Below are 12450 nucleotides of genomic sequence, written 5' to 3'. Positions count from 1 at the left end.
CCGCCCAACCCAGAGGGCGGTTGTAGGACGTTCAGTTTTATGCCGCCTTTTATTACCGCCAGGAACGCGTATAATGCGCGCCCCAGTGGCGCTCACGCGCTTTTTCGAGGGTTCCCTAACCCCTCTATCAACCAAAAAAAGGCCCATCCGCATGTTTGCATTAACCGACGCTCAGCATCGCCGTTGCCTCATGGTAATGGTCGCCTTCCATATTGCCATCATTGCCGCCAGTAACTATCTGGTGCAGCTGCCGTTTACGTTGTTTGGCTTTCATACCACCTGGGGCGCGTTCAGCTTTCCGTTTATCTTCCTAGCCACCGACTTAACAGTGCGCCTGTTTGGTAAAGGACCGGCACGTAGCATCATTCTGCGGGTGATGTTCCCGGCACTGCTGGTCTCTTACGTGGTGTCAGTGATTTTCCCACGCGGCAGCTTCGCCGGTATCGAGGCGCTTGGTGAGTGGAACCTGTTTGTTGCCCGTATTGCGGTGGCTAGCTTCCTCGCTTACGTGCTTGGGCAACTGCTGGATGTGCAGGTGTTTGACCGCTTGCGCCAGTGGGCTTGGTGGGTTGCACCGGTATGCTCGACGATTTTAGGCAACCTAGCCGATACGTTTGCCTTCTTTGCCACCGCCTTCTATAACAGTCCTGACCCCTTTATGGCCCAGCACTGGGTAGAAATCGCCGCCGTCGACTACGCCATCAAGCTCGGTATTAGCCTGCTGTTCTTCCTACCGCTCTACGGCCTACTGCTCGCATGGCTAACGCGCCGCTTGGTGGTATGGACAGGACAGCACGATGCTGCGCCGCGAACCGCTTAACCGATAAGGAAATAGCATGACCGACCATGCCCCCGTGGAACTCTACACGATTGACTTGCCCGCCGAAGCTGACGTGGATAGCCAGCCGCTGGTAGTGATTCATGGCTTGCTCGGCAGTGCCGATAACTGGCGCTCGCATTTGAAAGTATGGCAACGCAAGCGCCGGGTAGTGGCGGTGGACCTGCGTAACCACGGACGCTCCCCACACGCAGAAGGCATGAGCTATAGCGCCATGAGCCAGGATGTGCTGGCAGCGTTAGATAAGCTGGGTATTGAGCAAGCGCATATTTTAGGCCACTCCATGGGCGGCAAGGTAGCCATCACGCTGGCGCGCCAAGCGCCGCAGCGCTGCCTCTCGCTCATGGTGGCCGATATTGCCCCGGTGGCCTATCAGCACGGCCATGACGATGTGTTTGCCGCCCTGGAACAGGTGCGGGAAGGTAAGCCGACCAATCGCCGCGAAGCGGATGCTTTGCTAGCAGAACATGTCGATTCCCGCCCCACGCGGCTGTTCTTGGCTACTAACCTAGTGCGTGACGAGCAGGGCGTGATGGGCGTGCGGGTTGGCCTGGATGAGATTCAGCGGGGCTATGAGGCGATCATCGGTGAACCCGATGGTGATGCCCCGTTTGAAGGCCCAACACTGGTGCTGCGTGGCACCGATTCCCACTACGTGAGCGACGATATGCTGCCAGCGCTGCGGGAGGTGCTGCCACGGGCTCGGTTGGTGACGCTGAAAAATGCCGGCCACTGGCTGCACGCTGACCAGCCCGAGGCGTTTCAGCAGGCCATCGACGCCTTTATAGCGGCGCAATCGTAAGCTGGTGCTGTTCTGGAGTGTTTAAAAACCGGTTCAGTATGCGGTAAGTATCCACATCGAACCGCGGCGTATCGCCTTTTAACGCTTGGGCTCGCCGCTTAGTAGTGGCACTGCCCAGGTAGCACCAGTGATCGACTACATGGTAAGCCACAGGGCCGCCTTTGCGGCTCTGCTCACGAATAGCAATCCGCCCTGGCCATGGCCACGCGCTTACCTGCAGTTTGGCAAGCGCCTGATGTGCCCGTTGGGTGTGGGCATCCAGCGATTCTTGCTGGTAACATGCTCCTCGGCACTTGCCTAGCTGGTGGGCAAAGCAGCGCCCCTTGCCTTTTTCTAACCCCATCACCTGCGGGCAAAGCTGGTACTCCTCGGTAATGCTGCGTAGCGTCTCTTTTGCCTCCTTGGCACTTCTAAACAGCCCGAACAGTTTGCCAGGCTGGGGTTGGCTGATGGCTTTACCGCTCACCAGCGTGGGGCAGGGCGCATCGCTGGGCCAATACCAGGTTTTCAAGTTGCCCTGACGGCGCAGCTGACGGTTCATAATCGGCATCAGGGTTTTGACGAGCTGTGCTTCCCGTAGCTGGGCGCTTAAATCTCCGGCGGTCTCTTCCCACTCGATATGCTGGACTTGCTGGGCGAGGCGCATCTCTTTGTCGTCTTGATGATCACGCTGAAAATGCCCTAGCACTCGGCTGCGCAGATTCACGCTTTTGCCCACGTAAAGCGGCAGGCGGTTATGGCCATAAAACAGATACACGCCAGGCGCACTGGGCAAGTCGGCGAGCTGTTCGCTGGATAGATGAGCGGGCAGGGTGCGGTGGCGTTGCTCATCGGCCAGCGCTGCCTGCCAGGTGTTCGCATCAAACTCATCCTGCCATGCCTGCCACAGCTCCCATAGCGCCGTGGCATCCTCTTCTGCGCGGTGCTGGCACGTTTGCTGAATATGGTAGCGGGCTAGCAGGGCGGCTAGGTTGTGCTCGGGCAAAGCGGGAATTAAACGGCGGGATAAACGCAAGGTGCATACCAGCTTAGGCCGATAGGTGTAACCCGCGCGTTTAAATTCATTACGTAGAAAGCTGGCATCAAAACGTGCGTTATGGGCCACTAAACAGGCATCGCCTAACCATGCCAAAAGCTCCCCCGCGATGGCCTGAAAAGTGGGCGCATCCGCCAGCATATCGGCATCAATACCGGTTAGCCGGCTGATATGGGCGGGCACGCTGGTACCTGGATAAACCAAGCTAACAAACTGCTCGACCACCTTACCTTCCACCACCTTCAGCGCCGCAACTTCGGTAATCCGGTCTCGGGTGGCGCGGGTGCCGGTAGTTTCCACATCAATAAACACTAAAGGGGTATCGTGCATAGTGCTCCGGTGTGCTGAGGGCTTGGCGCCGTTCGTCATCGTTAGGCGCTATCTTTCCATGAGCGCGTGGGGGTTCACCACCAGCCGTGCAACTGGCAGGGTGTTTTCCGTTATGCCAGCCTGCTGTAGAAAGCTTTCAAACATCGCGTAGCGCCGCTCATCCAGTGCCGCAGGGCTTAACGCAATGCGGCGTAGCAGGTCATCCCACGCGCCCTGGTTAATCGGGTTATCCAACACTGGGTGGGTAGTGGTCAACAGTGTCCAGGCTTCCTCCGGGTGCTCAATTACCCAGTTGCTAGCCTCTTCCAGGGCAACCAGAACCCGCGACCAAGTGATTGCACGGCGGGCAACGGAGTCGTTATTCGCTAGCAAGATGAGCCCATCATGGCGGGGAATATCAAGGTCGCTATAGCGAACGGTATGGGTAGCGATGCCATCGGAGGCAAGCTGCTGGGGCAGCGTATGGAAAAAGCCGTCCGCAATGGCCTCTACTTGGCGCTCTCGTAGTGCATCGGCGGCATCAAAATGCACGCTTTCAGGCTGCACAAAGTCATCGACTTGGCGCACCGAAAGCGGCAGCAGCCGCTCTATCAGTACATCACGGCCCTCGCGGGTGGAAAAACCGTAGTGCAGGTCGGCCAGAGCATCGTTAATGGCCGCTGGCGCGGGTGCTTCGCCTGCTACAACCACTGCATTGAGCGGTGTTTCTATCAGCGTGGCGATGCGCGTGATCGGTGCGCCATCGTGGGCATGTAAATGAAGCAGCGGCTGGCGGGTTAGCGCTAGGTCGACTTCTCCGGCAGCCAGTAGCTTGATGGCGATAGAAGGGTCGGCGGGTGTTAACAGTTCGATTTCAAGCCCCTGGGCGGCGAACAGCCCCCGCTCTTTTGCCACGATGAGCGAGGCATGCTGAGGGCTTAGATACCAATCTAGCATTAACGTGAGCTGCTTGAGCGGCGGCGGGTCCAACGGCGGTGGTGGAATCACTGCCATACTGGGTGCTTCTTCAGGCACTTCAGCCACGCCGCCTTCCCCTGCGGGCCATAGCCCTTCAGAAAGCGTTATGTCGCTTTCCAGCGAAAGCGGTGCGGCGGAATCGTCTGCTTCACGCTCTTCGTTTGCGTAAGTTGCTGAAAATGAAAATAATAAAAAAAAGACCAATAGCAGTACTATAAATGAACGGCCGCGCCAAAAAGCGTTCAGCATAACCTCAACTCCCTGTGGTAGGACGGCGGAGTTTAGCTTTCCGGCAAAGCGCCTGGCTAGCCCCTTGCATAAACCAAACGAACACGCTCAGTAAATTCAGCACTGGCATGTAATAATAGAGCGGCATTGGTGTAGAGACGGAGAGACATGGACGCAATTTATACGTTCTTCCTAGTAGGCGGTTCCCTCATGACGCTCAGCATATTAGCGAGTCGTCTTTCATCAATGGTCGGTGTGCCATTGCTGCTGATTTTCTTGGGGCTTGGTATGCTGGCGGGGGAAGAGGGAGTGCTAGGCGTCGAGTTTGACGACTACTCCATGGCGTTCACCATCGGCCACCTAGCGCTAGCGATGATTCTGCTGGATGGTGGTCTACGCACCCGGCTCAAAACCTTCCGCGTAGGCTTCCGGCCGGCGCTTTCGCTAGCCACTTTCGGCGTATTTATTACCAGCGCCATTGTGGGCGTCATCGCCATGTGGGTCTTCAACCTTTCGCTGGTGCAGGGGCTGTTGGTGGGGGCCATTGTAGGCTCTACCGACGCTGCTGCCGTATTCTCCATGTTGAGTGGCCGTGGGGTAAACCTGAACGAGCGGGTAGGGGCTACGCTTGAAATCGAATCGGGTACCAACGACCCGATGGCCATCTTCTTGACGCTAATGCTGGTAGAGCTGCTGGTAGGCGACATTGGCGGCATTACCGAAACTCTGCTGTTCTTCGTTTCCCAGTTTGGTATTGGTTTGGCAGTGGGCATTGGAGGTGGCTGGCTAAGCGCTAAACTGCTGCGCTGGCTGGATTTAGCCCCTGGCTTGTACGCTATGCTGGCGTTGGCGCTTGGTTTCAGCGTGTTCGGGCTAACCAGCGTGCTGGGCGGCAGTGGTTTCCTCGCCATCTACCTGGCGGGCCTGATGATTGGTAACCAGCCGGGGCGCCACCTTAACTTCATTCTGCCAGTACACGATGGCTTAGCTTGGTTAAGCCAGATTGGCCTGTTTTTGGTGCTGGGCCTGCTGGTGACTCCCAGCCAGCTCTGGGAGGTAGCCTTGCCCGCCGGCTTTGTGGCGCTGGCGCTGATCTTTGTTGCCCGCCCGCTGGCGGTACTGATTACCATCAAGCCCTTCTTTAAATTCCGCTGGCGGGAGACCTTCTTTATTGCCTGGGTTGGCCTGCGCGGTGCGGTGCCGATTGTGCTGGCGATTTTTCCGGTGATTGGTGGTGTGGAGAATGCCTCGCTCTACTTCAACGTAGCCTTCGCGGTAGTGCTGATGTCGCTGCTGATCCAGGGTGGGTCGTTAACGTGGATGGCCCGCTGGTTAAAGGTTGAAGTGCCGGTGGGCACCACCCCCAACCGCCGTGGGCCGTTGGGGATCCTGCCCGACAATGACTTTGAGATGTTCGTTTACGTGGTCGAAAACGAAGACTTGGAAGACGTACCCATTCGCTTGCTGCGCTTTCCCTCCGGCGCGTTGATCTCCGCGCTATTTCGCAACCACGTTATGCTGCACCCTAAGGGCAGCACCCGGCTAAAGCTGGGCGATGTGATTTGCGTGATTGGCCGCACAGAAGACCTAGTGGCGCTTAACCGACTGTTCAACGGCGATGCCAAGTTGAAACAGGAGCGTGCCTTCTTTGGCACCTTTACCTTGGATGGCAAAGCGCAGATGCAGGATATCGCCCAGGCCTATGGTTTAACCCTAAGCCATGGCGAGCAGGAGATGACGCTAGCGGAGTTTGTCTCCTTGCGGGTAGGCGGGCACCCGGTCATAGGTGACGATGTTGATTGGCACGGCATTCATTGGGTCGTCAGTGACATGGAAGGTGGTGAGATAACCCGCGTCGGCTTAAGACTCTACTAATTTATTCAAAAGGCGTTGACTTACAAGGGGAAGCTGTTATTATACGCACCCATAAGCCGGAGGGATGGCAGAGCGGTTGAATGCACCGGTCTTGAAAACCGGCATAGGTTAATAGCCTATCCAGGGTTCGAATCCCTGTCCCTCCGCCACAACATGAAGGGAATCAGCTACTTAGCTGGTTCCCTTTTCTCGTTTCTGAGCACGAAAAAAGGTGAAAGTATAACGAGGGGAACACCTACCGTTATACTGCTCCAGCCAGACCAGTGCATAATAGACTAATGTCTAATCTTCTAGGAACTCTCCCGCCCCCAACGTGCTTACCGTCAACACCCGCTTAGCACGTAGATAGACCTCAGTCGTTCGCCGGTCGCTGTGCTGCAAATTGGTCATGGCGTCATAGCCTTGCTCATCGGCATCGGTCGCGTGCTTGGCTCGGATATCATGCTCGGTAAACCGCTCGACGTGGCCCTCATGCATCGCCTTCCGCATTCCGTACTGCCAGCGACTATGAAACTTATCCTTGTTGTAGGGCATACCGTCCCGCTTGCAGAACAACGTGGGGCCTTGCTTGCCACGGCCTAAATTGTCGGCTTTTATCTCCTGCACTAAACGCCTCAGCTCATCATCCCAGGGAATGACGGCCTGCTTGCCTGCCTTGCTGCTACGTAAAACGATGCCGTCCGGTGTGAGCTGGTCCAGCCGGAGCGTTAGTAGGTCGCGTTGGCGTAATCCGGTTTTGTATTTCAGTAGGGCGTAGCGGCGCACCCAAGGGGAAGTGAATTTCAGGAAGCGGCTAAACTCTGCGTGCGTGATATAGCGGTCACGAGGCTTGAGCTTGAATTTAGTCACCGGATCGGCGGGGTTGTTTTCCACGATTCCCCAGCGCTGGGCGTACCGGAAGATGTGCTTGAGCAGAGCCAACTCATGGTTGGCCTGCGTTTTCGACTGAACGCCCCGGGCATCCATATAACGATAAATGTCGTGCACCGTTATATCGCCTGGTTCGCACTCGGCAAATACAGCGCGCAGCTTCTTAAGCTCCTGCAGGTTGGAGCGTCGTGTCGCTTCAGCAGGTTTGGCGGGGATGATCTCAGCTTCATAGCGGTCGAAAATGCGGCCCATTCCCGCTTTAGGGAACAGGCGCTCCAGCCACTGTTCATAGGCTGTTTGGGCTTCTTTGGCTGTTTCTCCCAAGCGTATCCAGCTTTTGCCCACCAGCGCCTTCTGGCGGGCGTTGCATTTATAGCGCCAAGCGCCACTTTTCCAATACACCCGGGGGATGCCTGGGTTCTCCTGCGTCATGCGTGTAAGGCCTCGAAATTAGGTCGCTTGGTTTCTGGTGTTTGGCTGACGTTCTCGCCGCACAGCACTTGCTCTACATGCCGACGACCAACGATCAGCGCGCCGCTGGCGTTGACCTTCCAGCGCACCCCCATGGCATCAAGCGCGGCGCATTGCTCCTTGGTTCGCTTGCGGCCAGTCAGGGTTTCTATCTCACCTGGCGTTAATAACAGGTCCATGATGGCGTCTCCCTTGGTGGACAGCGAGGCCCGAGCAGGGCCTCCGGACATAAAAAAACCGCTCAGCGGCGGCTATTTATTGCGTGTATTCGCGTTTGATTATTCGTCGCACGGCTGGCGGCCAAGTGCTACGCAGAATGTCGTATGCGCTACGTGGAGTCATAAACACCTCGCAATAAAAAACCGCTCATTAGCGGCGGTAGTCTTTGAATAACCTTGTCGATAATCGCCAGCGTGGCGTATCAGGAATAAGCCGCCGTTTGCGGACTATCTCGGCGATCCGCTTGGCGTTCGGAAGCTGGTCGAGCATCTTGGTACTCCTTACAGCTGACGATAATACGATGCTTGCTTTTGCTCAGTATGGGCATTGAAGAAAAGGGTAGGTGGCCACAATCGGCTATGGCATGGCGGCAGGACATACACATGGCGGGTTTGGGGTAATAGCTCATGTTTCTTCTATGCCACCAGCGAGCCAGTTGCTTTGATTTTCGGCAAGCCGTCGATGCGCTCGAAAAGAACATCGGCTTCTATATCGGTTGCCTTCTCGAAGCGGTAGAAACCTGCTTTCTTGGCTGCTTCCATAAAGTTGGGTGTCATGTTCCACAAGGCTTCGTCCGGTAGCTTTGTTGCGCTACATGGTTTGCCGTTGATGACCGCAATAGCATGGACCCGCTCAAGGCAGTGGCCCGTTGATGACTCGGTAATATTGATGGTCGCGCTTTCTTCATCGCAAGCGAGCCAAGCAAAGGCTTCTATGATGCGCCCTTTGTGCTTACCTTCGGTGACTTCGGCTTTTAGGTCGCCCAGGGCGCTGGCCATTTCGACTTTCCCTCCCGCTACCAGCGGGCGTTTATCGTTTTCGTCGTCACCGATGATGTGGGTTGTGATCTTGAGCTTCATACGTCACCCCTTGATGATGTTGCCCGACATGGTTTTGCAGTTCCCGGCAATGCTCTGGCAGGTAACGTCGCCGCTCATCGTGCTGACGCTCCCTTTAACGTCGCCGCATTCAATATCGCCGCTCTGCGTGCTGGCACTACCACACGTTCCAGCCACCTTTATCGTCCCTGTAGACGATTCAACGCGCTCGGCATCACCGTGAATCTCAACGCTCACCGGCCCGACCAGCGAGCCATTTTGAACAACGCCATCCACAATGACTTGGCCGTCACTGTTGATCACAACGTTTCGGCCCACGAAGTCGCGCCCGTCAATCGTGACCCGGCTTTCAGTTTTGCCGCTTGTTTGGAAAATCTTCACACTTCACCTCGTAGCGCTTTGATATCGTCGTCACTCAGGCCTGCAGCCTTGGCGCGCTCCAGAGCGTCACGCTTCTTCCTCTCAGCGGCACGCTGTTGCTGCAGTTCCCTTTCTGCCACTCTGTCTTCGGCGTTAGGTTCATAAATCCGGCACGGTGCCAGCCAAGAGCAGGGGGTGGCATAGGCTTGATTGCCGATCCGTATAGCCACTGTCGGCACAATGCCGCAATCTGAGCCTTGCACATCTTTACCTTTTCCCAAGCGGCGAGCTGTTGACTCAGCCTCGCATACCGCCATCACGTAATTTGGCCCACGACCTTCTGTGCCATCGGCGTTCTGGATGACGGCAAACACTTGCTTGGTTTCAATGATGGCAGGCTTCTCAAGCAGCTCTAGCACTGCCTCGCTCAACTCGTGTACTTCAGACATGCTCAAACGCTGGCATTTGGTGCCCGGTTCGGTCAGGCGCTCCGCTAATTCTTTCAGTCTTTCGTACATGATCGTCTCCCATGGTTGCCGCACTCACGCGGCGGCTTACGGCTTGCTCACGGCCCTACTGCGTCGCAGTTTCGCGCATCCGGTGGGCTAGCACCGGGTAGCGTCATCAAAGGCGGCACCGCGCAAACTGGTGCGGTTATTATCCCCACCGCATCCTGGGGTTATAGCGTTGCTGGTATTTGAGCGCCCCAGTCAGGCATCAACTAAAAGGTATTTCGTCGTCAAAACCGTCGTACTGAGAGGGATCAGGCGCGCCATACGGTTGTTGTCCTTGTAGTGGTCGCTGGCCCTGGGGCTGCTGGGCGCCATAGCCCGTATTATTAGGCGGTGGTTGCCGGTGGCCACCGCGCTGCTGATTCTGAGGTGGTTGCTGGTAACCGCCTTGTTGTGGTGCTTGCTGCCCGCCGCTATCCAGCATTTGCATATCGTTAGCGACGATTTCAGTGGTGTAGCGGTCTTGTCCGCTCTGGTCTTGCCATTTGCGTGTTTGCAGTCGGCCTTCGATGTAGACCTTTGCGCCTTTTCTCAGGTACTGCTGGGCAATCTCTGCCGTTTTCTTGAATAAGATCACGCGATGCCACTCGGTGCGCTCCTGTCGCTGACCGCTGTTGCGGTCTAGCCAGCTGTCACTGGTGGCAATGTTGATAGTAGCGACAGCGGTGCCGCCTGTGGTGAAGCGTACTTCTGGGTCTTGGCCCAGGTTGCCAATCAAGATGACTTTGTTAATGCCTCGGGCCATGTGACCTCCAAAAGAAAAGGGCCCGAAGGCCCTCTGTGGTTGGGTGCTGCTGTTAGGGCTGGAAGGTGCCCAGCAAGCATTCGCTCTCCGGTAAGCCGTCCGTCACCAGCTTGGCGAACTCGGCGGCGATCTCTTCCTTGGCCGCGTCCAGCGCGATAGCGCGTAACCCAAACGATGGCCCGCCTTTGGTCTTGCTGGAAACGCGCATCGCTAGGGTGCGCTCTGTCAGACCTTCATAAGGGTTGAGCTTCCAGTAAATCACCGTGGGCAGGCGGTCAGCATTCTTCACGGTGACGCTATTCATCACGCCCACGCGGCTGGAATGCTCCTGTTTGTCACTTTCGATGCTGGTCAGGTCGTCCAGGCTGACCTTGCGGAACGCATGAATGACTTTGCCGCGCTCCAGCGCTTCGCCCTTGCTGTTCCCAAACGTCAGCAGATGCCCCCAGTCTTCTACCAGCTCGACCATTTCCTCCTGCCCGAAAGTGCTTCCGTCAGCATTCAGGTAGGCGCTGAACTCTGGGGTTTTGGGTAGATTGAGCGTAGCGGAGTGGTCGCAGTGGCCAGGCAATGACTTATCGCCGATATCCAGATAGGAACATGCCGCCATGGCGTCGCGATCGATGAATACCGGGGCATCGGCTTGACGAGCCGATACGTAAGAAATGAAGTCCCGCAAGCCCTTGGTTTTGAACTGGCCACGGAATCGGCGGCGGTTATCCTGGTACTTCTCCATGTCTACCAGCTTGAAGTTATCGCCCACGATCAGCGCGTGACCCTCGGCGGCTTCGGTACCGGTTTTATGGCTAGCTTCAATGTGCTGCAGGGCTTCTTTAGTTAATGACATTAGTGCTTCTCTCCTTGTGAGGCATCTTTACGATGCGCGTGTCCGAGCATGTCGAATTGGTTTTTAGGCTCAAGCGTCATTTCGCCGCCTGTGTTCACGCACATGACCGTTTCGGTGGTGTGTTCTTCCGACTGCGTGCCGTGCTCAGTCGGAATCTTGAAGGCCAGCTTATGAGCCACGCCGACCCGGCTGCCGGAGCCAATGTTCTCGATTGTCAGATCAATCGATACTTTGGCTTTCTTCTTCGGGTTGTTCGTTGCCGCCGCTGCTGCGTGGCTCAGAACAGTACCCAGGCGTTCAGCCAATACGCCGCCGTCCAAGTCCTCTAGGAACTTGGTCACATCGGTTGGGTGTGACATTGCGAGTTACCTCATGGAGGTGGGGGTAGTGGGGCCAATGGCCCCGGTGTGGGGGAAGGGTTAAGCAGCTTTCGCCTTGTCACTGGAGTGGCCAGCGCAGGAGCCGTCTGGATGGCGGTTATCGCAGCTGCTATCACAAACTAAGACTTGCTTGCCCTTTTCGAGCATTTGCTGAAGCTCTTTGCGGGCTCCGTCCACGCCTTCGGGATGCGTGACGATATCCCCGAGGCGCTTGTCGCCATAGCTCAGCAGAACGCGAACGGGGATATGGATATGAAATGTGGTTGGGGTGCTGGTAATAGTCATTGAGAGGCCTCATTTTCATCGTCAGCTAAATCTGTGGCGCATGTTTGGCATAGCGCTTTATTGCCATGCTTCCCGAAGCCACCAAGCGCCATGACGTCACCATCCTGAAAGGGCGTATTGCAGGCGAAGCAGCGGCTGTACTTTTTACGCGACCGCTCGCGCGCCTTTCTGAATTCCGGTCCGTAAACCAAAAACTCTTTTTTGATCCATTCAGGCGTGTAAGTGGTGGTGACGGTTTTGGTAATGGACCTCATGCGGCCTTGGCTTCGTGGTCGAGCAGGTGCCAATAGACTTCCATGCAGGCACGGGCATCGGCCATTGCGCTATGCGCGTTTTCCAGCGGTTTGCCGGTGAAAAACTCGTAGGCTTCGGACAGCTTCGGTGACTTGTAGCCATACTTGCCTTTCGGCAGCAGCTGCATGATGGGCTTGGCTAGCAGCATGGTATCGGCGAACTCGTCTTTATCGGCCCATGCCTCGGTATCGCCCTCGCTCATATAGCGCTTGGCGGCGATACGTATAATTCGCTGGTCGAAGGTGCGGTTATGGGCGACGCGTGGGTACCGGTTCCAGAGCTGGAAGAACAGATTCAGGGCAAGCGATTCATCGACGCCTACTGCAGCGGCATGATCGTGAGTAATGCCATGAACCTCAGAAACCTCGGCGGGAATTTCCCAGCCGTCCGGAGCAATGATCAAATCCAGTGTCGCGATTTCCTTACGGGTGTCGGTGTCGGCCAGGATTGCACCGAGCTGAACCAGGTGGGGCTGGTGGTCGCTTTCGCTGGGAGATTTCCAGTCCGGCAGGCCGGTAGTTTCTGTATCGAAGAAGAGAACAGGGTTCATAGTGAGCTCCAA

At 56.4% G+C, this 12450-nt stretch carries 16 protein-coding genes and 1 tRNA gene; 4 read left to right on the top strand and 13 right to left on the bottom strand.

Annotated features, from left to right (window positions below):
- Window positions 1-151: 151 nt before the first annotated feature.
- The gene (locus LG300_RS08035) at window positions 152-820 is read left to right on the top strand and encodes a 7-cyano-7-deazaguanine/7-aminomethyl-7-deazaguanine transporter (protein ID WP_404377869.1); all 669 of its coding nucleotides are present in this window, start codon (window positions 152-154) and stop codon (window positions 818-820) included.
- Between the two features lie 16 nt (window positions 821-836).
- On the top strand, window positions 837-1640 hold the full coding sequence (locus LG300_RS08030; RefSeq protein ID WP_404377868.1) for an alpha/beta fold hydrolase: 804 nt from the start codon (window positions 837-839) through the stop codon (window positions 1638-1640).
- Here the strand turns inward: LG300_RS08030 and LG300_RS08025 are convergent.
- Together LG300_RS08025 and LG300_RS08020 are read right to left on the bottom strand one after the other, a co-directional pair.
- Window positions 1621-3006 carry an exonuclease domain-containing protein gene (locus LG300_RS08025; RefSeq protein WP_404377867.1) on the bottom strand — a complete coding sequence of 462 codons (1386 nt, stop codon included), beginning with the start codon at window positions 3004-3006 and terminating at the stop codon, window positions 1621-1623. The two genes, LG300_RS08030 and LG300_RS08025, sit on opposite strands and share 20 nt — an antisense overlap.
- Before the next feature lie 48 nt (window positions 3007-3054).
- Complete coding sequence (locus tag LG300_RS08020) at window positions 3055-4212, bottom strand: ABC transporter substrate-binding protein (RefSeq protein WP_404377866.1); 1158 nt, start codon at window positions 4210-4212, stop codon at window positions 3055-3057.
- A gap of 147 nt (window positions 4213-4359) precedes the next feature.
- On the opposite strand from LG300_RS08020, the gene LG300_RS08015 reads away from it, so the two are divergent.
- Together LG300_RS08015 and LG300_RS08010 are read left to right on the top strand one after the other, a co-directional pair.
- Window positions 4360-6066 carry a potassium/proton antiporter gene (locus LG300_RS08015; RefSeq protein ID WP_404377865.1) on the top strand — a complete coding sequence of 569 codons (1707 nt, stop codon included), beginning with the start codon at window positions 4360-4362 and terminating at the stop codon, window positions 6064-6066.
- A gap of 58 nt (window positions 6067-6124) precedes the next feature.
- Window positions 6125-6215: transfer RNA gene (locus tag LG300_RS08010), tRNA-Ser, on the top strand.
- 133 nt (window positions 6216-6348) lie between these two features.
- Here LG300_RS08010 and LG300_RS08005 read toward each other — a convergent pair.
- The 11 genes from LG300_RS08005 to LG300_RS07955 form a co-directional block, all read right to left on the bottom strand.
- Window positions 6349-7368, bottom strand: coding sequence for a tyrosine-type recombinase/integrase (locus LG300_RS08005; RefSeq protein WP_404377864.1), 1020 nt, complete (start codon window positions 7366-7368; stop codon window positions 6349-6351).
- Window positions 7365-7586 carry a DUF4224 domain-containing protein gene (locus tag LG300_RS08000; protein ID WP_404377863.1) on the bottom strand — a complete coding sequence of 74 codons (222 nt, stop codon included), beginning with the start codon at window positions 7584-7586 and terminating at the stop codon, window positions 7365-7367. Before LG300_RS08000 ends, LG300_RS08005 begins: the two co-directional genes overlap by 4 nt.
- Window positions 7587-8042: 456 nt before the next feature.
- Window positions 8043-8486: a hypothetical protein gene (locus tag LG300_RS07995; RefSeq protein ID WP_404377862.1), complete on the bottom strand. Its 444-nt coding sequence runs from the start codon at window positions 8484-8486 to the stop codon at window positions 8043-8045.
- 3 nt (window positions 8487-8489) lie between these two features.
- Entirely contained in the window at window positions 8490-8846 is a 357-nt protein-coding gene (locus tag LG300_RS07990; RefSeq protein WP_404377861.1) for a hypothetical protein, read from the bottom strand.
- Complete coding sequence (locus LG300_RS07985) at window positions 8843-9343, bottom strand: hypothetical protein (RefSeq protein ID WP_404377860.1); 501 nt, start codon at window positions 9341-9343, stop codon at window positions 8843-8845. The genes LG300_RS07990 and LG300_RS07985 overlap by 4 nt, the downstream gene beginning before the upstream one ends.
- A gap of 199 nt (window positions 9344-9542) precedes the next feature.
- Window positions 9543-10082, bottom strand: coding sequence for a single-stranded DNA-binding protein (locus tag LG300_RS07980; RefSeq protein WP_404377859.1), 540 nt, complete (start codon window positions 10080-10082; stop codon window positions 9543-9545).
- Window positions 10083-10134: 52 nt separating this feature from the next.
- Window positions 10135-10929: a DUF2303 family protein gene (locus tag LG300_RS07975; protein WP_404377858.1), complete on the bottom strand. Its 795-nt coding sequence runs from the start codon at window positions 10927-10929 to the stop codon at window positions 10135-10137.
- Complete coding sequence (locus LG300_RS07970) at window positions 10929-11288, bottom strand: hypothetical protein (protein WP_404377857.1); 360 nt, start codon at window positions 11286-11288, stop codon at window positions 10929-10931. The genes LG300_RS07975 and LG300_RS07970 overlap by 1 nt, the downstream gene beginning before the upstream one ends.
- Window positions 11289-11348: 60 nt before the next feature.
- Entirely contained in the window at window positions 11349-11594 is a 246-nt protein-coding gene (locus tag LG300_RS07965) for a hypothetical protein (RefSeq protein ID WP_404377856.1), read from the bottom strand.
- A complete protein-coding gene (locus LG300_RS07960; RefSeq protein ID WP_404377855.1) occupies window positions 11591-11848 on the bottom strand; it encodes a hypothetical protein in 258 nt (85 codons plus the stop codon). Before LG300_RS07960 ends, LG300_RS07965 begins: the two co-directional genes overlap by 4 nt.
- The gene (locus LG300_RS07955; RefSeq protein ID WP_404377854.1) at window positions 11845-12438 is read right to left on the bottom strand and encodes an exonuclease domain-containing protein; all 594 of its coding nucleotides are present in this window, start codon (window positions 12436-12438) and stop codon (window positions 11845-11847) included. The genes LG300_RS07960 and LG300_RS07955 overlap by 4 nt, the downstream gene beginning before the upstream one ends.
- Between the last annotated feature and the right edge of the window lie 12 nt (window positions 12439-12450).

The sequence above is a fragment of the Vreelandella aquamarina genome, from assembly GCF_044805175.1.
GTDB classification, from domain to species: Bacteria; Pseudomonadota; Gammaproteobacteria; order Pseudomonadales; family Halomonadaceae; genus Vreelandella; species Vreelandella aquamarina_B.
This window is presented reverse-complemented; position numbering and strand designations above follow the sequence as displayed.

What these genes read in the sequence shown, in the direction of transcription:
- LG300_RS08035 (WP_404377869.1), top strand. Translation starts at nt 152, where the DNA reads ATGTTTGCATTAACCGACGCTCAGCATCGCCGTTGCCTCATGGTAATG.
- LG300_RS08030 (WP_404377868.1), top strand. Translation starts at nt 837, where the DNA reads ATGACCGACCATGCCCCCGTGGAACTCTACACGATTGACTTGCCCGCC.
- LG300_RS08025 (WP_404377867.1), bottom strand. Translation starts at nt 3,006, where the DNA reads ATGCACGATACCCCTTTAGTGTTTATTGATGTGGAAACTACCGGCACC.
- LG300_RS08020 (WP_404377866.1), bottom strand. Translation starts at nt 4,212, where the DNA reads ATGCTGAACGCTTTTTGGCGCGGCCGTTCATTTATAGTACTGCTATTG.
- LG300_RS08015 (WP_404377865.1), top strand. Translation starts at nt 4,360, where the DNA reads ATGGACGCAATTTATACGTTCTTCCTAGTAGGCGGTTCCCTCATGACG.
- LG300_RS08005 (WP_404377864.1), bottom strand. Translation starts at nt 7,368, where the DNA reads ATGACGCAGGAGAACCCAGGCATCCCCCGGGTGTATTGGAAAAGTGGC.
- LG300_RS08000 (WP_404377863.1), bottom strand. Translation starts at nt 7,586, where the DNA reads ATGGACCTGTTATTAACGCCAGGTGAGATAGAAACCCTGACTGGCCGC.
- LG300_RS07995 (WP_404377862.1), bottom strand. Translation starts at nt 8,486, where the DNA reads ATGAAGCTCAAGATCACAACCCACATCATCGGTGACGACGAAAACGAT.
- LG300_RS07985 (WP_404377860.1), bottom strand. Translation starts at nt 9,343, where the DNA reads ATGTACGAAAGACTGAAAGAATTAGCGGAGCGCCTGACCGAACCGGGC.
- LG300_RS07980 (WP_404377859.1), bottom strand. Translation starts at nt 10,082, where the DNA reads ATGGCCCGAGGCATTAACAAAGTCATCTTGATTGGCAACCTGGGCCAA.
- LG300_RS07975 (WP_404377858.1), bottom strand. Translation starts at nt 10,929, where the DNA reads ATGTCATTAACTAAAGAAGCCCTGCAGCACATTGAAGCTAGCCATAAA.
- LG300_RS07970 (WP_404377857.1), bottom strand. Translation starts at nt 11,288, where the DNA reads ATGTCACACCCAACCGATGTGACCAAGTTCCTAGAGGACTTGGACGGC.
- LG300_RS07965 (WP_404377856.1), bottom strand. Translation starts at nt 11,594, where the DNA reads ATGACTATTACCAGCACCCCAACCACATTTCATATCCATATCCCCGTT.
- LG300_RS07960 (WP_404377855.1), bottom strand. Translation starts at nt 11,848, where the DNA reads ATGAGGTCCATTACCAAAACCGTCACCACCACTTACACGCCTGAATGG.
- LG300_RS07955 (WP_404377854.1), bottom strand. Translation starts at nt 12,438, where the DNA reads ATGAACCCTGTTCTCTTCTTCGATACAGAAACTACCGGCCTGCCGGAC.